Consider the following 19,770-nt stretch of genomic DNA (forward strand, 5'->3'; position numbering starts at 1 on the left):
CAGGGGGCAAGGGATGTTGCTAAACGAGAAATATGGGGGCCGGCTGTCTGCGCTAAGCATCTGCCTGGCATTACTGGCCGCACCGCTGGTCAACGCATGGGCCGATGAGCCGGAACTGGTGCCGACAGATAGCTCTGCCACCACCGGATCGCAGCCGACGGCGTTATTACAGCCGCTGGAGCAATCACCGGCAACAGCAATAATGGCGGGTATCCAACCGCTGCCTGCCGATACCAACACGGCACAATTGCGACAAGAACTGCTGGCAAACCTGCCCGCGGGTTATACCCCTGCCTACGTTAATCAACTGACGCTGTTATATGCCGCCCGTGACATGAAGCCCATGTGGGAGGATCGCGATGCGGTTCGCGCTTTCCAGCAGCAGCTCGCTGAGGTAGCCATCGCCGGCTTCCAGCCGCAGTTCACCACCTGGGTTGAACTGCTGACCAATCCTGACGTCACTGGCATGGCCCGCGACGTGGTGCTTTCCGACGCCATGATGGGCTACCTGCAGTTTGTTGCCGGTATTCCGGTTAACGGGAATCGGTGGCTTTACAGCAACAAGCCCTACAAACTCGCCACACCGCCGCTGTCGGTGATTAACCAGTGGCAGCTTGCGCTGGACAAAGGCTCGGTGCCGCGTTTTATCACCAGCCTTGCACCCGCACATCCGCAGTATTCAGTCATGCACCAGTCGTTGCTGACGCTGGTGGCCGCTACCCAGACATGGCCACAGCTGCAAAGCACAGCGACGCTTCGTCCGGGACAGTGGAGTAGCGATGTGCCTGCACTGCGCGAAATATTGCAGCGGTCGGGCGTCATTGACGGTGGCCCGAAAATTGCCCTGCCGGGTGACGATCCGCAAAACGTGGTGGTGAGCCCGTCCGCACCGGCCGTCAGTAAAAAAGCCCAGGCTGCGCCGAACAAGCCTTCGGCCTATGATCGCAACCTGGTGGCCGCGGTCAAAGCTTTCCAGTCCTCCCAGGGGCTGGGTGCTGATGGGGTGATTGGCCCCTCAACGCGGGACGCCCTGAATCTGACGCCGGCTCAGCGTGCTGGTGTACTGGCGCTTAATATTCAACGACTGCGCCTGCTGCCGGGAACACTCACGACCGGCATTATGGTGAATATTCCGGCTTACTCGCTGGTCTATTATCAGAACGGCAACGAAGTGCTGGCATCGCGGGTTATTGTCGGCCGGCCGGATCGGAAAACGCCGATGATGAGCAGCGCGTTAAACAACGTCGTGGTCAACCCGCCGTGGAATGTCCCGCCGACCCTGGCGCGCAAAGATATTCTGCCTAAGGTGTGGAACGATCCGGGGTATCTCGAGCGTCATAACTATACCGTGCTGCGTGGATGGAACAGTAAAGAGCCAATAGATCCCTGGCAGGTTGACTGGGGGACCATCACCCCGTCGAATCTGCCTTTCCGCTTCCAGCAGGCTCCAGGAGCCCATAACTCTCTGGGCCGCTATAAGTTTAATATGCCCAGCTCGGATGCCATTTACCTGCATGACACGCCAAACCATAATCTGTTCCAGAAAGAGGCTCGTGCGCTCAGTTCAGGCTGTGTGAGGGTGAATAAAGCCTCTGAGCTAGCGAATATGTTATTGCAGGATGCGGGCTGGAATGACACCCGCATATCAGATGCCCTGAAGCAGGGTGATACGCGTTATGTGAATATCCGTCATAATATTCCGGTTAATCTCTACTATCTGACGGCTTTCGTTGGTGAGAATGGCCAGACCCAGTATCGTACAGATATTTACAATTACGATGCAATCTCGCGATCCGGCGCACAAATCTTGCCGAAAGCGGAACTTTTAATCAGGTAAATGAAGCAGTTCGGAAAATTCTGTTGTCGTAACTTTGGGTGAAAACGGGGCAATCTGGCTGTGAGCCCCGTCTTTCCTGGGTTTGGGCGCCTTGACGTTAGCTTTATAGCCCGGTAAGGTGCCCTTCGTGCGCTGAAGTGCATATAAACGATAACATTGACCTGTAGACCTGATTATCATGGACAAATTTGACGCTAATCGCCGCAAGTTGTTGGCATTAGGGGGCGTTGCGCTGGGCGCAGCACTCTTACCGACGCCATCATTTGCCACCCTCTCAACGCCACGTCCGCGTATTTTGACCCTCAACAACCTGCATACAGGTGAGTCAATTAAGGCCGAGTTTTTTGATGGCAGAGGCTATATTCAGGATGAATTAGCAAAACTGAACCATTTTTTCCGTGATTTCCGCGCGAATAAAATTAAAGCCATCGACCCCTTGCTGTTCGATCAGCTTTTCCGTCTACAAGGATTGTTAGGCACGCGTAAGCCCGTGCAACTTATCTCCGGCTATCGCTCCCTTGATACTAATAACGAGCTCCGTGCGCACAGTCGTGGCGTGGCTAAAAAAAGTTATCACACCAAAGGGCAGGCGATGGACTTTCATATTGAAGGTGTTTCGTTAGCCAATATTCGCAAAGCGGCGTTATCTCTGCGCGCAGGTGGTGTAGGATATTACCCACGTAGCAACTTTGTGCATATTGATACCGGTCCAGTCCGGCACTGGTAATAACGAACACAGGAGCAGTATGAACTATCGTATTATTCCGGTTACCGCGTTCTCCCAGAACTGTTCATTGATCTGGTGTGAGCAGACCCGCCTGGCGGCGCTGGTTGATCCCGGTGGTGACGCAGAGAAGATCAAACAAGAAGTGGCAGCATCCGGGGTGACTTTGACCCAGATTCTGTTAACCCATGGTCATCTCGATCACGTTGGGGCGGCTGCAGAACTGGCACAACATTATGCTGTGCCGGTAATTGGCCCGGAAAAAGAGGATGAGTTCTGGCTGCAGGGATTACCCTCTCAAAGCCGAATGTTTGGTCTTGATGAGTGTCAGCCCCTGACGCCTGACCGCTGGTTAAATGAAGGCGATAACGTTAGCGTCGGCAATATCCCTTTGCAGGTGCTGCACTGTCCGGGGCATACGCCAGGGCATATCGTCTTCTTTGATAGCGCATCCCGGCTGCTCGTCTCCGGCGATGTGATCTTCAAAGGCGGCGTCGGCCGCAGTGATTTCCCGCGCGGCGATCATAACCAGCTTATTCAGGCGATTAAACAGAAGTTATTGCCGCTTGGCGATGACGTGACGTTTATTCCGGGACATGGCCCGATGTCTACGCTGGGGTATGAGCGTTTGCACAACCCTTTCCTGCAGGACGAGATGCCTGTCTGGTAAGCAGAAAAAAGCCCGCGATGCGGGCTTTTTTTTATCTATGTCTTACAGCACTGCGACGATGGCTTCGCACAGCGGCGCCATGTTATCTGGCGTCATGCCTGCCACGTTAACGCGGCCAGAGGCGACGGCGTACACGCCAAACTCTTCACGCAGACGCAGCACCTGTTCTTTGGTCAGGCCGCTGAAGGAGAACATCCCGTTCTGTTTGATGATGAAGCTGAAGTCGCGATTTGCCCCTTTCTCCGCCAGGGTGGTGACAAACAGCTGACGCATACGCTGGATACGCTCACGCATGTCATTCAGCTCTTGCTCCCACAGGGCACGCAGCGCGTCATTGCTCAGAATGGTCGCAACCACTGAAGCACCGTGTGCTGGTGGGTTGGAGTAGTTGGCGCGAATCACGGATTTCATCTGGCTGAACGCACGGTCAACGGTGTCTGCATCGGCAGCAACCAGCGTACAGGCACCTACGCGCTCATTGTACAGACCGAAGTTTTTGGAGTAGGAGCTGGCCACAATCAGCTCTTTATGCAGCGCTGCGAAAGCACGCAGACCTTCTGCATCCTCTTCCAGACCACGAGCGAAGCCCTGATAGGCGAAGTCAAACAGCGGCAGCCAGCCTTTCTCTACGGAGAGCTGCGCCAGCTGTTGCCACTGCTCAAGAGTCGGATCGATACCGGTAGGGTTATGACAGCAGCCGTGGAACAGCACCACATCACCGGCCTGCGCTTCGCTCAGGCTTGCCAGCAGGCCGTCAAAGTCGAGGGTATGATTTGCCGCGTCGTAGTAAGCATACTCGCGTACTTCCAGCCCTGCGGAGTTAAACACGCTCTTGTGGTTAGGCCAGGACGGATTGCTTACCCAGACGGTTTTCGCAGAGGTGTTTTTTGCAAGGAAATCGGCGGCTACGCGCAGGGCACCGGTACCGCCAGGGGTCTGCGCAGTGCGAGCACGTTTATCGCTAATCAGGGTGTTGCCTTTGCCAAACAGGAGCTCCTGAGTGCAGCGGCCAAATTCCGGAATACCGTCGATGCCGAGGTAATTTTTGGTGTTTTCATTTTCCAGCAGGTACTGCTCAGCCTTTTTAACGCTGGTCAGCACCGGGGTTTTGCCGGTTTCATCTTTATAGACACCAATACCAAGGTTAATTTTGCCGGGGCGGTCATCGGCACGAAACAGATCGGCCAGGCCCAGAATTGGGTCGGCAGGGGCGGCGGTAATGTTCTCAAACATGACGAGGTTCCATTGTGATTACAGAAGTGAAATCCGCTACCAGATTAACGGTTGATTTACACATTGCCAACCGTTTGCGATAAAAAGCGTGCGGCTTTTCAAAAGTCGCTATTTTTTTCTTTGGCACATAAAAAAACAGGGCCGAAGCCCTGTTTATTAAGCATATAATAAAGTGGTGTACTGATTAGAACTGGTAAACGATACCTACAGCAGCCTGGTCGTCTGTAGCCAGACCGGTGGATGCAGAGTATTCATTGTCGTCCAGCAAGTTGAATTTATACGCAGCGTATACGTTCATGTTCTTGTTGAAGTAGTACCATGAACCCACTTCGATGTATTTCACCAGGTCAGCATCGCCACCGGTGAAGGTACCGCGGGATTTCAGGTCTTTACCTTTGGACTGAACGTAACCGATGGATGGACGCAGACCGAAATCGAACTGGTACTGAACGACAGCTTCGATGTTCTGAGTTTTGTTCGCAAAATTGTTGTCAGCTTCGCGAGTCATGTTCTGTGTTTCAGCATACTGAACCGCTGCGTACAGGTTGTTCGCATCGTATTTTGCAGCAGTAGACCATGCTTCAGCGCGATCGCCTTCAGCACTTGCCCATGCGGTAGAGGTACCGGCAGCAACCTGCTCGTTGGTACGGTCAGCAGTTTCATAACCTGCTGCTACTGCGAAGCCTTCGCCGAATTCGTACTGTACGGAAGAACTGAATCCGTCGCCGTTACCTTTAGCGCCGTTACCGCCACGGCCGATGTTGATCAACTGGCCGTCGTCAGTGTAGGTAGCCGCTACAGCGTTGCTGCGGTCATTTTTACCCTGATACTGCAGGGCGAAGCTCAGGCCATCAACCAGACCGAAGAAGTTGCTGTTACGGTAGGTCAGCAGGCCAGAAGAACGGCCGTTCATGAAGTTGTCAGTGAAGGTCCAGGAGTCGCCGCCCCACTCAACCAGCATATCGGTATATGCGCCAGCATCATAGATTGCGCCATAGTTACGGCCATAATCGATAGAACCGGCATCACCAAAGTTCAAACCTGCGAAGGCCAGACGGGTTTTAGTACCCTGTGAACCTTCTGCGCTGGACGCGTCCATGTTGTATTCCCACTGACCGTAACCAGTGATCTGGTCATTGATCTGGGTTTCGCCTTTAAATCCGATACGGGCGTAGGTGGTATCTTCGTTGCTGGAATCACCATTGGTTGTCCAGACGTGTTCACCCACAGCTTTACCGTAGAAATCAAGCTTATTGCCGTTTTTGTTATAGATTTCTGCTGCGTTAGCTGCACCGGCTACCAGCAGGGCAGGGATAACCACTGCCAGGATATTGCGCTTCATCATTATTTATTACCCTCATTGGTTTTTTTATGACACTCGCCACTGCCGTCAATAAATTCTGTCAATAAATGTTTCCGGAACTATTGATGAGAGTTTGGTGTCTTTATGTATCTGACAGGCATCTTTCCATTCAAATTACCCTTTCGCTAGCCTGAAAGTGCTACAAACATCAAGAATCGGTTACAAAAAGCAATTATGTGTAACTAAATGTGAATTTTGAGGAACTTTGTGAAGCACCTCAAACTTCAGAGCTGAGTGGCGATAAAAACACCGTCTCGATTTCTATCTATATGAATTGCTTATCTTAATTTTAGATAATGGCATTTCTTATTACCAAAAAACTTTACAGCCTCTTTTTCTTATATGTATCTCCAGACATCCAGACTGCCAAAAAACTGCACAAATAATGTGCTAATGCTTTAGAAAAGTATTAGACGCAATAAGACTGGGGTTTATTTTTTGTTTGTAGATGATTCTGGAAATAAAAGGTAACAGCTAAGAGGATTTTGCGGGGTTGCTTTTAGAAATGATTGACGTTCAACTGACAGAAGTTGACATTGCAGCATAAAATAATGGCCAGCAAGGCTGGCCATAAATTTAATATTTAGAACGAGGCGTTGCGCGGCGTACGCGGGAACGGAATAACGTCACGCACGTTCTGCACGCCGGTGACATAGGCAATGAGACGCTCAAAGCCCAAGCCAAAACCGGAATGCGGCACGGTGCCGTAACGGCGCAGGTCGCGATACCAGCTGTAATCTTCCGGGTTCAGACCCATCTCTACCATACGTGCATCCAGCACATCCAGACGCTCTTCACGCTGCGAGCCACCGATAATTTCACCGATGCCCGGGGCCAGTACGTCCATCGCGGCGACGGTTTTCCCGTCTTCGTTAAGACGCATATAGAAAGCTTTAATGTCTTTAGGATAGTTTTTAACGACCACAGGGGCTTTAAAGTGCTTCTCAGCCAGGTAGCGTTCATGCTCGGACGCCAGATCAACACCCCAGAACACCGGGTTCTCAAACTTCTCGCCGCATTTTTCCAGAATCGCGACAGCGTCGGTGTAATCCACCTGAGCGAAGTCTGTGGTAACAAAGCGTTCGAGGCGTGCAATGGCGTCGCTATCTACGCGCTCAGCAAAGAACTTCATGTCGTCTGCACGTTCTTCAAGAACGGCTTTAAAGACATATTTCAGCATCGCTTCAGCCAGGCCAGCAACATCGTCCAGATCTGCAAACGCCACTTCCGGCTCCAGCATCCAGAACTCCGCCAGGTGGCGACTGGTGTTGGAGTTTTCTGCGCGGAAGGTAGGACCGAAGGTGTAGATTTTTGACAATGCACAGGCGTAGGTTTCACCGTTCAACTGGCCGGATACGGTCAGGAACGCCTCTTTACCGAAGAAGTCTTTGTCGTAATCCACTTTGCCTTCTGGCGTACGCGGCAGGTTTTCCATGTCCAGCGTGGACACGCGGAACATCTCTCCTGCACCTTCGGTGTCAGAGGCGGTGATCAGCGGAGTCGAAACCCAGAAATAGCCCTGCTCATGGAAGAAACGGTGCAGCGCCTGTGCAAGGGTATGACGAACGCGGGCCACGGCACCAATCATGTTGGTACGTGGGCGCAGGTGAGCCACTTCGCGCAGATACTCGATGCTGTGGCGCTTCGCCGCCATAGGGTAGGTGTCCGGATCTTCAACCCAGCCGGTGACTTCAACGGAGGTCGCCTGCAGTTCGAAGCTCTGGCCTTGGCCCGGGGAGGCTACCACGGTGCCGGTAACAATCACGGAACAGCCCGTGGTCAGGTGCAGAACGTCATCATTGTAATTGGGCAGAGAATTATTAATGACGGCCTGTACAGGATCAAAGCAGGAACCGTCATAGACGGCAAGGAAGGAGATGCCAGCTTTAGAATCTCGGCGGGTACGCACCCATCCGCGCACGGTGACTTCACTGTCAACGGCGACACGGCCCTGGAGTACGTCGGCTACAGGCACAACGCTCATAATATTCTCTCTGTAATTAGTCGGAAAAAATAAATACTTGTCCGCCCACGATGGGGGGATATCTATGTTACCTGGCATCTGCCATCAGACAAGCAGATTTCGCAGTCAAAAGAGAAGAAATAAGAAATAAATGAGAGAAGGGAGCCCACAAGGCTCCCTGAAAACGTCAGCTGGCTTTTTTAACCTGGGGCAGGTCGAAGGCTTTGCGCAAAGCGCGTACAAATGCTTTGTCATGGCAAATAGATTTGCCCGGGCTATCCGAAAGTTTAGCCACCGGTTTGCCATTACATTCTACCAGTTTAATGACAATATTTAGCGGTTTCACCTGGGGGATGTCGCAGGTCAGGCGGGTGCCAATGCCGAAGCTTAAATTCACTCTTGATGAGAAATGGCGATAGAGATCGACGGCTTTGGTCAGGTCCAGGTTATCCGAGAAGACCAGCACTTTAGTGAGCGGGTCGATACCCAGCTTTTGATAATGGGCGATGGCTTTCTCACCCCATTCAACCGGATCCCCGGAATCATGCCGCAAACCTTGATAGCGCTCGGCAAATTCTGGCCCGAAATCGCGCAGGAAGGCATCCATGGTTATACAGTCGGTAAGGGCAATACCCAGCTGATTGGGATACTCTTCCAGCCAGGCGGCAAGCGCTGCACGCTGGCTGGTGGCGAGGTCGGGGCTAATCTGCTGATGTGCCTGGAACCATTCATGCGCCTGGGTGCCCATCGGCGTCAGGGAGAGGCGACGCGCCAGGTCATAGTTACTGGTGCCGACAAACCACGGCTCTTGCTGAAGCCGTTGCGCAATAGCCTGCTGCACATCGCGAGAGAAACGACGACGCGTGCCAAAATCCATTAAGCGGAAGCGAGACATATCCAGCGATTCCGTCAGACGAGAGAAGTCGACAAGTTTCTCTTCCAGCATCATCAGGGCCTGATCGACGCCGGCATCAGGCGTGCGGTAACGGTGTACCAGTTCGCTGATGACCGCGAGCAGCGGGACTTCCCACATAATCACTTCCCGCCACGGCCCGGCAAGGCGGATATTGAGCTTACCGTTTTCGTTGGAGATAGTGACCTGTTCCGGGTTATAGCGGAAATCACGCAGGAAGTTGAGATAGTCTTCTTTAAAGAAAGGCAGGGCCGAGAGCCACTGATATTCGTCGTCCCGCAGCGTCAGATGCTGCATAGCATCGACCTGTTCGCGGATAGCTTCAGCATAGATGCCGAGCAGGTCGTCACCACGGCAGCGAAACTCCGCCGCTACCTGTACATCGTAGTAATGGTGAAAAACGGCTTGCTGCATATGCAATTTATACGCATCGGTATCCAGCAACGTATGCAGAACAGGAGAAGCGAATTGAGTCATAGGTGCGCAGTAGCATCCTCTCACGGGAGCGTTTAGTACAATAAACAACTATTGAAACCGCTGGAGTATACCTTGTTTAGCGATTTATTGAACCCCGATCACACCATAAGCTGGATTTAGGGTCGAGGGCATTTCGTGCCCCGTGTTATACAAATGTAGCAGATATGGTACTAACTGCATGTAAAATATGATTTTTAAACCACTTCAGACAGCTGATGGGGCAGTGATGGGGCAAAACGCGAAAGAGCCTGGTTGAGAATCGACACTTGCTCGGCGTTCTTCTCTGACATCCACTTCCCGTATACCTTGTAGACCATCTGCGCGTCAGCATGTCCCATCTGTGTTGCTATAAAGTTTGGGTTCGCCCCGGCAGACAACGACCAACATGCGTACGTGTGTCTTGACTGGTAGGCATTGCGGTATCGTATCCCCGCTCGCTTAATAACTGCCGCCCAAATTTTATTAATGGAATTAACCGGGTAATGGTATCCTGTTCTGGCGCCACGCTTGGTACATTGCGGACTGAAAACGAACGTGCACGGGTGGGTGACTGACTGGCCATACTCCCGTAACTGCACCTCAATTTCATACTGCTTTCCAAGCCGCGTCAGCTGGGCCTGACTTTTCAGGGCATCGATAGCTGGTTGAATGAGAAAAATCACCCTGTCAGTGCCTGCCTCGGTTTTTGGCAGGGTGAACTCATCAGTTTGAGTGTGGTTGCGTCTTACCGTCAACGTACCAGCCTTCAGATCTATATCTTCCCATGCCAGGCCGCACAATTCCCCGTGTCTCATCCCGGTATAAACCGCCAGCGACCACAAATTTCTCATTTGCAGATGCCGGCAGGCTTCGATGAACCGAATAAACTCGTCGGTACTGAGTGGATCAGGTTCACCCTTTGCCTTTTTGAGACGGTTAATTCCGCTAAACGGGTTCTCTTTGGTATAGCCGTTATCAGCACCAAACTGAAAAATCTCGGCCATTAAGGTCATGTAATTGTTTACCGTGGATGACTTTCTTCCTTGTAGAGCAGTCCGGTGATTCTTCTTCATTACATGATAACCCGTCAGCAACTCCTTCCTTACGTAAAGCAAATCCTCAGTCGTCACTGCCGATACAAGTTTTCTCTCGCCAATACGTGGCAACATATTCTTGATAATCGATTCATACCTGTTCATGGTGTTTGAACTGACTTCCATACGCTTCAGCTCTTCCCACCTCGCGGTAAGCTCTTTTACAGTGATTTCTTTCGAATCCTCACCAAACCGGCTAAGGTTCGGCGAGTTCGGGAACTTTTCAGCATAATTGAAGTTCCCCATTCGAATCGCGAAGCAGACCGAGGAGCGCAACTCCCCGGCAATTTTGCGATTCTTGGCAGTGTCGGGAACACCGAGGTTTTCCCTGACTCTCTTGCCTTTATACTGAAACCATATGCGGAGTGAACCGCCATGGTTTTCGACGCCCGTTGGGTATGATGTAGCTGACATTGATCCCTCCTGACGTCCAGGAGCATCGAAGAGTGTACTTCTTTTCATGCTTTCTGAGCACCCGGTTGATTCTTTTTCTGCGCTTCGATCCAGAGGTCGATCGCCTTACGGTTGTACATGCACTCACTTGATGGCTTTGGATTTCCGTCTGGCGAAATGTGCAGGTACTCGCGGCCAAGCATCCATGCTTCTTTTCTTGCCCGGGTGATGGTACCGGGCTTAAGCCCGGTAACCGCAATCAGAACCTTTTCGCTAACCCAGTCATTAGGCACCAAAAGAACGATTTCAGCATTGGTGTGCATGGATCCCCTCCAGTTTCTCTTTAGCCTGAAGCACGCAACGCGCAAAAGATGACGGCGTTACGATTTCCCGTAGAGCCTCGACCAGAAAATCATTGTGCTGCTGGTGCAGCTGCAGGTTGCGTTCTTTCTCCTCATGACGCAGAACCGCCAGACGGGCAGTAATAATACGGCGCTTTCCTTTAATCACGCGAAGCGCGATCTCAGCCTTTTTGCGCCATGCGCTCCAGTCACTGCTGCAGTTAGATTTTGCAAGTTGTTCTTCGATACTAAGCTGAGATTCCTCGGCGTTAACAAGCTGCTGAAGACAGTCGCTGATGGTGTTCAGATTGTCTGTCTCGATAAGAATCTTTTTCATTAATAGCCCCTCTGCAAGCCCGGCATCACACCGGGCTGATCAATCACTTAACCTGAATAAATGGAGTGCCGGCACCGCTGGTCATGTACTGGGGAAGAGTGCCATTCCATTTATTGATAGCTTCAAGTTGCATTACCTCCGGGTTCTGGCGAAGCGCATCACCTCGGATGCGGATGGATTTTGCTTCTGCCTCTGCCAACTTCAACTTTGCGTCTGCCTGGCCATCAGCCTCGGCACGAAGCATGTTTGCCTCTGCTTCACGCTGCTTTACTTCCTGCTCGCGCTGCAGCGTTTTCTGGTTGGCTGTCACTTTGGCGTTGATACTGTCGATCACGGTGGGCGGGTACTCAGGTTTGCCAACGTAAGACAGGCTCACAACCTGAATACCTACAGGCCCCATTTCCTCCTGGATCTCTTTGAGCGAGTTGGTCAGCAGGTCGGCCTTACCGCCATCGATGAAGCGGTCTGTGCTCATACGGCTGGACAGTCGGTTAAGAGAGTCCGCAATTTTCTGACGCAGGTCTGTATCGGTGATGTCGTCGACGCCCTTACGGTAGGTCTGAAAAACGGTTGTGACTTTGGTCGGATCGACCTTGTACGCAACACCGATGTGGTAGCCAATGGTGGTACCGTCGCTCATCTGAAAGTTGAAAGCGTCTTCATACGTCTTCATCTGCTTGAAGGTGGGGAAGATGTAAACCTCCGTGTTCCAGCCGGTCCAGTAGCGGCCAACGCCGACAACTTCGCCAACACCTTTATCGTCACCCAACTTGTTGACCTTAATCCCAACGTTGCCAGGCTCAACGCGATCACAACCAACAAGGCCGATGGCCGAAAGCGCGATAATTGAAGCCATAATTGCTTTTTTCATTTCTTTTCCTTAGTTACGGTAACAACAAGACCCTTACAGATGGCGTAGATGCACGGCGGGGTCAGGATCGCCAGGGCAAAACCGGATACCACAGCTGTTGTGTCCTTCATCGAAATTAGGAACGGAACAAACAGCCCATAAACGCTGGCGACAATTACCAGCGATAGAACGACGCGTAAGTAAGCAATCATCAGCGCACTCCCTCTGGTTTACTGGCCTGCAGCTCTTCCTGCTCTTTCACGAAGCGGTCGTGCATGGAATCCCACTTCGCCAGCCACTTCTGTGCTTCGCGTTTACGCTCCAGGATTCGGCGAACGCGACGCATGCAGCGGTTGTGCGCAAAAAGATATTGCTGTGTGTGCTGGCCCATGCGTCTGATGAGCACACCATTGTTGAAAACTGGCTCGTCTGGCTCGTTGGTGTTCAATCCGGCACGATGAAAAGTTTTGGTTACCATGTAGTGAGCAAGGTTGCTGATCGCCGCGCTCCTGCTCAGGAAACGGCGCGAGTATCCGTGCCTTGATACGACGTAAACAGGCTGCAGTTCTTTGGCAAAGGCGCTGTCGATTGAGCTGGTGGTGATGCGTTTATCGTTCATTTCCGGTCCTTAACTTTGCTGTAACGTTCATGGCTCATTACTTCCCAGTTCTTACCGCCGTCGCGGGAAAGTAGCCTCCAGCGGTGGTTTACCTTCAAACTCAGGTTCCCTGATCCGTGCATGCGGGAGGGATGAATTCGCCGGGCTCTGAACTGGCGCAGGACATGCGCCGCTTTAAGATGAACCCACTCAGGAATTCGAATTGCTGTCAGCGCCACTTTTCACCTCCGCAATCCGCAGCTCCATATCGCGAGCCATTTCAATAAACGTGTCCAAAGCGCAAATATGTTCGTCTGGGGACAACCGGCGATCACATTTCACCTGGCCGTTCTCTATGTAGAGAACGATGCGGCCGCTGAAATCAGGCAGAACATGCAGATCCACGCTCAACACAGGGACAGGAACCTGCACGCCCTGATAGAGCATTGTTTGGTGGTTAATCATTGCCGGCCTCCGCATTAACGGGTTTCTGTTTTTTGACGAACTCGACCAGCTCAGAAATGAGCTCGTCGATTAACTCCTTCCCGCTATCCGTGAGAAATTCACCGCTGCCATTCACATCAACTGCGTTGCTGTAAATTCCTCTGATGGCTTTTACGGCCTCGACACTTCCGTACTCGCTTATCGCGAGCCTTTCGAATTTTCTTAATAATCCATCGAGAAGAATCTCTGTTAATTCGACAGTGTTTATGCCGCCTTTATTGAGCTTAATAACAAGGCAGTTACTGCCTGTTTTACGCTGGTGGCGAAGTAGCGCTGCTTTATAAATGCGGCGTCGATATGTCTCGATTAGAAAGCTCATCTAAATATTCCTTCTCTGCTCATCTTCATTCGCCAGAACTATCTTTTCCTCTTCTTCTGTCCAGGAATAAATGCCTCCAGCAAGGTCATAAGCCATTCCCAAAAGAGCATTCATCTGGAAGCAATCAAAATCCTTATGATGGGCGTGCATAGTTTGTAGGAGGAAATTAAGCTGCTCTGCCTTGATATTCACTTCCTGAATATCCTGCCTTTCTTTAATAGACATAGTTATCTCCCGTATGCTTTTTTTAGGAAGATATTGGCGATATGCCAATAACCGGCGCGACACATTAATTGCGCTGTTTTATAAGCTTTTATATTCACCACGATAGATACCCGAATTAAGGATGTAAAAGTCCCCAGCGTTTAAGCTGCATTAAGTCCAAATTAATTTAAATGTTGATTATTTGCTTTTGGCTTTAAGAGACCGCTCCTCTATGAGCCATGCGCAAACATCCCCGGTAAGCTTGGCGAGAAGCGATGCCATGGCATGATATTCTGAATCATCCATTTTGTCGGGGTGCGACTCCAGCATGCGACAAATTACTTCTGCTTGATGTGCGCGTTCAGCTGCTTGCTCTAAAGTAATTTCATGCGCCATGATTTCCGTCCTTTACGCCAGAAAGATAAGCAGCGGTTTGAGAGATTTTATTTGTAGCAATCGCCAATTCAGCGAGAGATGAAATAATAGTGGAAAGATTGCTGATTTTTTCTTTATCAGTTTCATCATCCTCAGTTAAAGAGAAAATATTTAAGCTGATGTGATTAATGGCATCCAGCAAACTGATAGTTTTGGTATCGCAATCAGAGGCGAGATCAGCATATCCAATATCAGAACAATTAGCTTCACTTCGGAAATCTTTGATATCTACTAACTGATAGAATTTATTGGTGGTCGTTTTAGCTGTCATTTTAATGGCTCCATTGTTTGCCGATGAAATAAGCATACGATCACCAAAATTGTCTGTCAAACATATTTATGCGTGGAAAACATATTGTGGGTCTAACCAATTGTTTTCGTGGCTTTAAAAGATATGTTTCTTAAGCAAAAAAAAAGAGCCATTAGGCTCTTTTGTATGTGTGGGGAGTAGGGTTATGCGTGGCGCCTGAATTGTTGTGATTGGCTTAGAAGCACCTTTCCGCATACGTGAAGCATGTCCATCTCTGCATCAGTGATCTGCCATTCTCTATACAGTGGGTTGTCTGAAAGCACATGAAGCTGAGTCTTGATTTTCTGAAGGCGCTTAACAAAAAGATCGCCGCTAAAATCAAAAACATAAATGCCGTCACCATCGAAATGGTTTACACCAACGTCAACAAAAATGAGATCACCAGGTTCGATCGTGCCTTGCATGCTATCGCCGCGAACGTTAATGAGCTTGACCTGATTCGCGGGGCGGTGGCCAAAGAGATTTCTCGCCTCTTCGGTAACGTACTCTATCGAACTAATAACTTCGATGAAGTCACGGTTAGAGTTGCCATTGCCTGCACTTGCAGAAACGTCCATCACATCAACTCGATACACGTCCCTTCTCCTTTCCTGTGAAAGTGAATTGACACTGTATGTATCTACAGTGTCTTTTTTATCTTGGAAAGAGAATAGTTCAGAGAGTGGAACTTCTAAAGCCTCGGCAATTTTTTTGAGGCTGGCTTCACTGTAGCCCTGCATACCTCTTTCGAGCCGTGAAATGTTGCCCACATCCCAATCCGTCAGGGACGCCAGCTGATTTATAGTCATTTTCTTTGCTTTTCGCAGCTCTCTAATCCGTTGCCCTACATTCATCGAAGCACCCCCGCCAAATGTTATTTAATTTGTATTTTATACATAATTTTGCAGCTCACACAACTCGACTTGCATAATATGTTTATCACGCATAATATGTCTAAAACACATATGGAGTTATGCGCATGTTCACACCGCTACGCAAAGCTCGCCTCAAAGCAAAGATGACCATTCAGGAGGTTGCATCATCCATTAAGTGCGACCCCGGTAATCTTAGTCGAATGGAGCGAGGTATACAGAGGCCTTCTCCAGAAGTTGCTGAGAAGCTGGCCAAATTGTTCGACACAGAATTGACAGAAATACAGATCCTTTATCCCGAAAGGTTTAGCTCTGATGGATATCAACCGTAATGAGCAGCTTGTTATGCCTGACAACCATAGCCAGGCAGATTCGGAATGGATTAAGCAGCAGCTATTAACCCTGGCACCATCCGCACGACAAAAAGCAATTCAGCGTTATGCGGCTGTATATCAGGAAACGTTTGAAGCCGAGCCCGTTTCATACCGCAAGGAGAATCGGGCAAGGCATGAAGCAAATACGCGGCTTCGGCTGTTCGTGAAGAAACACAGTAGAGCTTTGCAGGGGTACACCGCTGAACCACCCCTGGCAGGAACGCAACCACGCTCCTGATAGTTTCGGGCTTAAAGGTGCCTGGTCAGTTTGGCAACCACCTTACTCTCAGCTCCATATGTACTAGGAAAGTAGTACGTTTTTATGGGGAAGAGGGAAAGGGGGGTAAGGGGGGATTGGGTGTAGGGGTAGGAATAGGGCCTTTTCCAACAGGGAAGATTCATAGGTTAGGTAGATCTCAGTCTTAAGGGCTGAACCAAAAAAGCGCCCGTATCAGCAAAGTAGTACGAGATCTGAAGGCGCAGAGAAACGAGGAAGGTTCTTCCTGGAAAAGTGAATTTCGGGGGAGCTGGTTCAGAAAGGAGGCTGGCAGCCTTTGGGGAGGCCACCAGCCATGTGAGGGGAATCCATGAAAACCACATCACAGAATTATTATCTCATCACCGCGGGGGCAGCACAATGCAGCTGACGATCACACCGAATTTTGCACAGGAACGAGCGCTTAATATGCTGCGCCGTGACTGGAAGGCAAACGACACCTTCATGGTGTATGCGCCTACCGGTAGTGGCAAGACGGGACTGGCTGCCTTCATCGCTGCCGGGTTCGTTAGCCGTGGCATGCGTGTTTTGTTCTGCGCACCGTACACAATCCTGATTGGTCAGACAGCAAACCGCTTCGTTGAATATGGATTGCCGGGTGAAGAAATCGGGTACATCTGGGCTGACCATCCAAACTACGATCCGTCACTGAAAATCCAGATTGCCAGCGCCGATACGCTTATTCGTCGTGTTTTCCCTGACAACATCGACCTACTGATCATCGATGAAGCGCATCTGCGTAAAAAACGCATCCTGCAGGATATTGAGCGCCTGCGAGCGAACGGCGTGAAAGTGATAGGTCTGTCTGGTACGCCGTTTTCCCCGTTCCTGGGCAAATACTATGACCGGCTGATTAAACCGACGACCATCGGTGAGCTCATCCAGCGTGGCGACCTGAGTAACTACGAGTTTTATGCGCCAACGAAGCCGGATCTTAAAGGGGTGAAAACCTCGGAGTCTCTCGAATACGGTAAAGACTATAACGAGGCCCAACTGGCTGAAATCATGTGCGGCTCTACGCTGGTGGGGGATATCGTCCAAAACTGGCTGGAGAACGGCCGCGACCTTCCGACGATCGCATTCTGCGTCAACGTAGCCCACGCCAATTATCTGACCATCCAGTTTAACCAGTCTGGCGTTAATGCTGAGGTGATGACCGCTGACACGCCAGTGGATGAGCGCCAGACAATCATTCACCGGTTTGAAACCGGCGCCACGAAAATCATCGTTAGCGTGGGCGTTCTGGTGGCCGGCTTCGATAGTGATGTTCGCTGCATCATTTACGCCAGGCCTACAAAGAGCGAAATTCGCTGGCTTCAGGCTCTCGGTCGTGGCCTGCGCACTGCCCCGGGTAAAGAATCCTGCCTCATCTTCGATCACAGCGGCACCGTTCACCGCCTGGGTTATCCAGACTCTATCGAATATGACGATCTTCCGGGGAAATCAGACGGTATGGAGGAGAGCGCACGCCGCGCAGCTGAGGAACGAGCAGAGAAGTTGCCTCATGAATGCTCACAGTGCCACTTCATGAAACCTGCAGGCGTCTATGTCTGCCCGAAGTGTGGACACAAGCCTCTGGCAGGCGAGGACATCGACACTGATACCGGACGCAAACTCAAAAAGCTTGGCAACGAACAGCCACAGCCCACAAAGGCCGAGAAACAAGCCTGGTGGAGCCAAATCAAGTTCTACCAGAAGCAACGCGAATCCCTGGGCAAAACACCGGTAAGCGACGGCTGGTGTAAGCACACATTCCATGAACGTTTCGGGGAGTGGCCACGCGGCATGAGCGACTATCCGATGGATCTTACCCCCACGGTTTCGAACTTCATCAAACACAAAAAGATTGCGTTCGCAAAAGGGAAGGCTAAGCGCCAGCAGGAGGTTGAAACAGAGCCAGCCACTTCGCGCCTTCGCCAGGCACAGAAAACTATTAACGAAATCAGGCAGCAATTAGGGAAAAGAGCATGAAAACGGCAGAAGCAGCAAAAGGCCAGTGGGCCATGATTCTTGAACATTACGGTCTGCCGCCTATCACCGGGAAAAACCATTTCAAAGGGAAATGCCCACTGTGTGATTCGATTGGTAAATTCCGTATTGATGACCGCGACGGTGCTGGTACCTGGATCTGCACTTGTGGCAGCGGCGATGGAATGAAACTGGTTACGCAAACCCAGGGCAAACCCTTCAATGAAATTTGCCGGGAAATTGATGAGTTGATTGGTAACACCTTCACTCGCTTGAAAATACCGGTTACCACCAGCGCGAGTAGCTTGCGTAAAAGGGTGCTCAGTAAATTTTCCAAACTGGCACCGCTGCATGGGACCACTGGTGCCGATTACCTCAATGCGCGTGGTATCTATAAGCTCCCGGCAGAAGCTATCCGTTTTAATGATAAGCAGCGTCACGATGGCCGGGTATTCCAGTCCCTCTACTCTCTGGCCACTGATGATAAAGGTGAACTTTGCTATCTGCATCAGACGCTTCTGGACGGCTCAAAAAAGGCCGATATCGGTACCAGCGCAAAGCGTCAGAAATCCCTGCAAGAGGACAATTACCTGGATCACGCTCGTTCAGTGGCGATCCGTATGTTTCCTGTTGCCAGCACCCTGGGCATAGCCGAAGGCATCGAAACAGCCCTGTCAGCGCACCAGCTGTACGGCGTGAATACATGGGCAACCATGACCAGCGGATTTATGAAGAAATTCCGGGTCCCGGCAGGCGTTAAGCATCTGATTATTTTCGCTGACCGTGACCCGAACAGCGCCACCGGGCTGGCAGCTGCCTACGAATGTGCACACCACAACCTGCTGGCAAAGAATGACCTGCAGCGTGTGAGTGTCTATTGGCCCGATCACGATGATTTCAACAATATGCTCATGAACGGTGATCAGGTTCGTGAGCTGGTTTTCAATAAAAAACAGCAGGTGGCCGCATGAAACTGGAAGCATCACTCAAGCATTTTAGCCCTCAGGGAATGCACATCAGCGACGACGTGAAAGGAACCTCTCCGGATCGGCTCACCGGCACCGATGTTATGGCGGCCATTGGTACCACCAGCAGCCGCGCACGTTTCGGCCTGGCTGCTTTCTTCGGAAAGGCCGGGATCAGCAAAACGGATGAACAGCTCGCGGTTCAGGCGCTGGCGCAGTTTGCCATTAAACACGCTCCTAAAAATGTCCGCAAAGCCGCTGGTGATGCGCTTGGAGCCTGCATGTTGACGCTGGCGCAGTTTGCCTTTGCAGAATACTCCCGTTCTGCGGCCACCAGCGTGACATGTCACACCTGCAGTGGTACCGGCTTTATCTCCGGATATGAAGATGTGGTTAAGCATCCTGGGGTTTTTGATGCAGACGGCGCCGAAGTGCTGGCACCGAAAATTAAGAAAGAGTTGGTGAAAAGAGTGTGCGGGTCATGCGAAGGAAAGAAAGTTATCTTTGCCCGTTGCAGGTGTGGCGGCAAAGGGGAAGTGTTGGACCGCAAGGCCACAAGTGAGCGGGGCGTGCCGGTTTTTAAAACCTGTGAGCGCTGCTCTGGCAATGGCTTCTCTGCTATCTCCTCGGCGACGGTACACCGTGCCATTCTCGCGCGGCTCTCCGACCTCCATCAGTCCTCATGGTCACGAAACTGGAAACCATTCTATGAAATGCTGGTGGACACTCTGCGAAAGGGTGAGCGTAGCGCGGCTGTAGAATTCGAGAAGGCAACAACTTATTAATATGAT

At 51.0% G+C, this 19,770-nt stretch carries 25 protein-coding genes; 8 read left to right on the forward strand and 17 right to left on the reverse strand.

Translation table 11 applies throughout. From position 1 onward, the window contains the following. Positions 1–13 precede the first annotated feature (13 nt). From ldtD to JZ655_RS07090, 3 genes are all read left to right on the forward strand, one after another. Positions 14–1,837, forward strand: coding sequence for a L,D-transpeptidase (ldtD, locus tag JZ655_RS07080; RefSeq protein ID WP_207293373.1), 1,824 nt, complete (start codon positions 14–16; stop codon positions 1,835–1,837). A 178-nt stretch (positions 1,838–2,015) separates the two neighbouring features. Continuing rightward, the gene (mepK, locus tag JZ655_RS07085) at positions 2,016–2,564 is read left to right on the forward strand and encodes a peptidoglycan L,D-endopeptidase MepK (RefSeq protein WP_040076314.1); all 549 of its coding nucleotides are present in this window, start codon (positions 2,016–2,018) and stop codon (positions 2,562–2,564) included. Positions 2,565–2,583: 19 nt separating this feature from the next. Next, positions 2,584–3,231 (forward strand): MBL fold metallo-hydrolase, encoded by a 648-nt coding sequence (locus tag JZ655_RS07090; RefSeq protein WP_207293374.1) that lies wholly within the window; start codon positions 2,584–2,586, stop codon positions 3,229–3,231. A 42-nt stretch (positions 3,232–3,273) separates the two neighbouring features. Here the strand turns inward: JZ655_RS07090 and aspC are convergent, their stop codons facing one another. The 17 genes from aspC to JZ655_RS07170 form a co-directional block, all read right to left on the reverse strand. After that, on the reverse strand, positions 3,274–4,464 hold the full coding sequence (gene aspC, locus JZ655_RS07095) for an aspartate transaminase (RefSeq protein ID WP_046886686.1): 1,191 nt from the start codon (positions 4,462–4,464) through the stop codon (positions 3,274–3,276). 184 nt (positions 4,465–4,648) lie between these two features. Continuing rightward, positions 4,649–5,809 (reverse strand): porin, encoded by a 1,161-nt coding sequence (locus JZ655_RS07100; protein WP_040076310.1) that lies wholly within the window; start codon positions 5,807–5,809, stop codon positions 4,649–4,651. Positions 5,810–6,410: 601 nt separating this feature from the next. Further along, positions 6,411–7,811 carry an asparagine--tRNA ligase gene (gene asnS / locus JZ655_RS07105; protein ID WP_046886684.1) on the reverse strand — a complete coding sequence of 467 codons (1,401 nt, stop codon included), beginning with the start codon at positions 7,809–7,811 and terminating at the stop codon, positions 6,411–6,413. A gap of 166 nt (positions 7,812–7,977) precedes the next feature. After that, the gene (gene pncB / locus JZ655_RS07110; RefSeq protein ID WP_207293375.1) at positions 7,978–9,180 is read right to left on the reverse strand and encodes a nicotinate phosphoribosyltransferase; all 1,203 of its coding nucleotides are present in this window, start codon (positions 9,178–9,180) and stop codon (positions 7,978–7,980) included. A 194-nt stretch (positions 9,181–9,374) separates the two neighbouring features. After that, on the reverse strand, positions 9,375–10,667 hold the full coding sequence (locus tag JZ655_RS07115) for a tyrosine-type recombinase/integrase (RefSeq protein WP_207293376.1): 1,293 nt from the start codon (positions 10,665–10,667) through the stop codon (positions 9,375–9,377). A gap of 44 nt (positions 10,668–10,711) precedes the next feature. After that, positions 10,712–10,969 carry an excisionase family protein gene (locus JZ655_RS07120; RefSeq protein ID WP_207293377.1) on the reverse strand — a complete coding sequence of 86 codons (258 nt, stop codon included), beginning with the start codon at positions 10,967–10,969 and terminating at the stop codon, positions 10,712–10,714. Beyond that, positions 10,953–11,324 carry a hypothetical protein gene (locus JZ655_RS07125; RefSeq protein ID WP_207293378.1) on the reverse strand — a complete coding sequence of 124 codons (372 nt, stop codon included), beginning with the start codon at positions 11,322–11,324 and terminating at the stop codon, positions 10,953–10,955. The genes JZ655_RS07120 and JZ655_RS07125 overlap by 17 nt, the downstream gene beginning before the upstream one ends. Before the next feature lie 43 nt (positions 11,325–11,367). Further along, positions 11,368–12,195, reverse strand: coding sequence for an SPFH domain-containing protein (locus tag JZ655_RS07130; protein WP_207293379.1), 828 nt, complete (start codon positions 12,193–12,195; stop codon positions 11,368–11,370). Next, positions 12,192–12,386, reverse strand: coding sequence for a hypothetical protein (locus JZ655_RS07135; protein WP_207293380.1), 195 nt, complete (start codon positions 12,384–12,386; stop codon positions 12,192–12,194). The genes JZ655_RS07130 and JZ655_RS07135 overlap by 4 nt, the downstream gene beginning before the upstream one ends. Beyond that, entirely contained in the window at positions 12,386–12,793 is a 408-nt protein-coding gene (locus tag JZ655_RS07140) for a hypothetical protein (protein WP_207293381.1), read from the reverse strand. The genes JZ655_RS07135 and JZ655_RS07140 overlap by 1 nt, the downstream gene beginning before the upstream one ends. Next, on the reverse strand, positions 12,790–13,011 hold the full coding sequence (locus JZ655_RS21600) for a ParE family toxin-like protein (RefSeq protein WP_242637304.1): 222 nt from the start codon (positions 13,009–13,011) through the stop codon (positions 12,790–12,792). The genes JZ655_RS07140 and JZ655_RS21600 overlap by 4 nt, the downstream gene beginning before the upstream one ends. After that, positions 12,983–13,237, reverse strand: coding sequence for a hypothetical protein (locus JZ655_RS07145; protein WP_207293382.1), 255 nt, complete (start codon positions 13,235–13,237; stop codon positions 12,983–12,985). The genes JZ655_RS21600 and JZ655_RS07145 overlap by 29 nt, the downstream gene beginning before the upstream one ends. Then, on the reverse strand, positions 13,230–13,595 hold the full coding sequence (locus JZ655_RS07150; RefSeq protein ID WP_207293383.1) for a hypothetical protein: 366 nt from the start codon (positions 13,593–13,595) through the stop codon (positions 13,230–13,232). The genes JZ655_RS07145 and JZ655_RS07150 overlap by 8 nt, the downstream gene beginning before the upstream one ends. Then, positions 13,596–13,820: a hypothetical protein gene (locus tag JZ655_RS07155; RefSeq protein WP_207293384.1), complete on the reverse strand. Its 225-nt coding sequence runs from the start codon at positions 13,818–13,820 to the stop codon at positions 13,596–13,598. A gap of 177 nt (positions 13,821–13,997) precedes the next feature. Then, on the reverse strand, positions 13,998–14,195 hold the full coding sequence (locus tag JZ655_RS07160) for a hypothetical protein (protein WP_207293385.1): 198 nt from the start codon (positions 14,193–14,195) through the stop codon (positions 13,998–14,000). Next, on the reverse strand, positions 14,185–14,505 hold the full coding sequence (locus JZ655_RS07165) for a hypothetical protein (RefSeq protein ID WP_207293386.1): 321 nt from the start codon (positions 14,503–14,505) through the stop codon (positions 14,185–14,187). Before JZ655_RS07165 ends, JZ655_RS07160 begins: the two co-directional genes overlap by 11 nt. 182 nt (positions 14,506–14,687) lie before the next feature. Further along, positions 14,688–15,377 (reverse strand): XRE family transcriptional regulator, encoded by a 690-nt coding sequence (locus tag JZ655_RS07170; protein WP_207293387.1) that lies wholly within the window; start codon positions 15,375–15,377, stop codon positions 14,688–14,690. 119 nt (positions 15,378–15,496) lie between these two features. On the opposite strand from JZ655_RS07170, the gene JZ655_RS07175 reads away from it, so the two are divergent. The 5 genes from JZ655_RS07175 to JZ655_RS07195 all read left to right on the forward strand — a co-directional run bounded on the left by JZ655_RS07175 (position 15,497) and on the right by JZ655_RS07195 (position 19,764). Then, positions 15,497–15,727: a helix-turn-helix domain-containing protein gene (locus tag JZ655_RS07175; RefSeq protein WP_207293388.1), complete on the forward strand. Its 231-nt coding sequence runs from the start codon at positions 15,497–15,499 to the stop codon at positions 15,725–15,727. Beyond that, positions 15,711–16,007 carry a hypothetical protein gene (locus JZ655_RS07180; RefSeq protein WP_207293389.1) on the forward strand — a complete coding sequence of 99 codons (297 nt, stop codon included), beginning with the start codon at positions 15,711–15,713 and terminating at the stop codon, positions 16,005–16,007. The genes JZ655_RS07175 and JZ655_RS07180 overlap by 17 nt, the downstream gene beginning before the upstream one ends. Before the next feature lie 399 nt (positions 16,008–16,406). After that, a complete protein-coding gene (locus tag JZ655_RS07185; RefSeq protein ID WP_207293390.1) occupies positions 16,407–18,017 on the forward strand; it encodes a DEAD/DEAH box helicase in 1,611 nt (536 codons plus the stop codon). Continuing rightward, complete coding sequence (locus tag JZ655_RS07190) at positions 18,014–18,985, forward strand: toprim domain-containing protein (protein ID WP_207293391.1); 972 nt, start codon at positions 18,014–18,016, stop codon at positions 18,983–18,985. The genes JZ655_RS07185 and JZ655_RS07190 overlap by 4 nt, the downstream gene beginning before the upstream one ends. Further along, entirely contained in the window at positions 18,982–19,764 is a 783-nt protein-coding gene (locus tag JZ655_RS07195; RefSeq protein ID WP_207293392.1) for an antitermination protein, read from the forward strand. The genes JZ655_RS07190 and JZ655_RS07195 overlap by 4 nt, the downstream gene beginning before the upstream one ends. The last annotated feature ends 6 nt before the right edge of the window (positions 19,765–19,770 follow it).

It is taken from the genome of Leclercia pneumoniae (assembly GCF_017348915.1).
GTDB lineage: Bacteria > Pseudomonadota > Gammaproteobacteria > Enterobacterales > Enterobacteriaceae > Enterobacter > Enterobacter pneumoniae.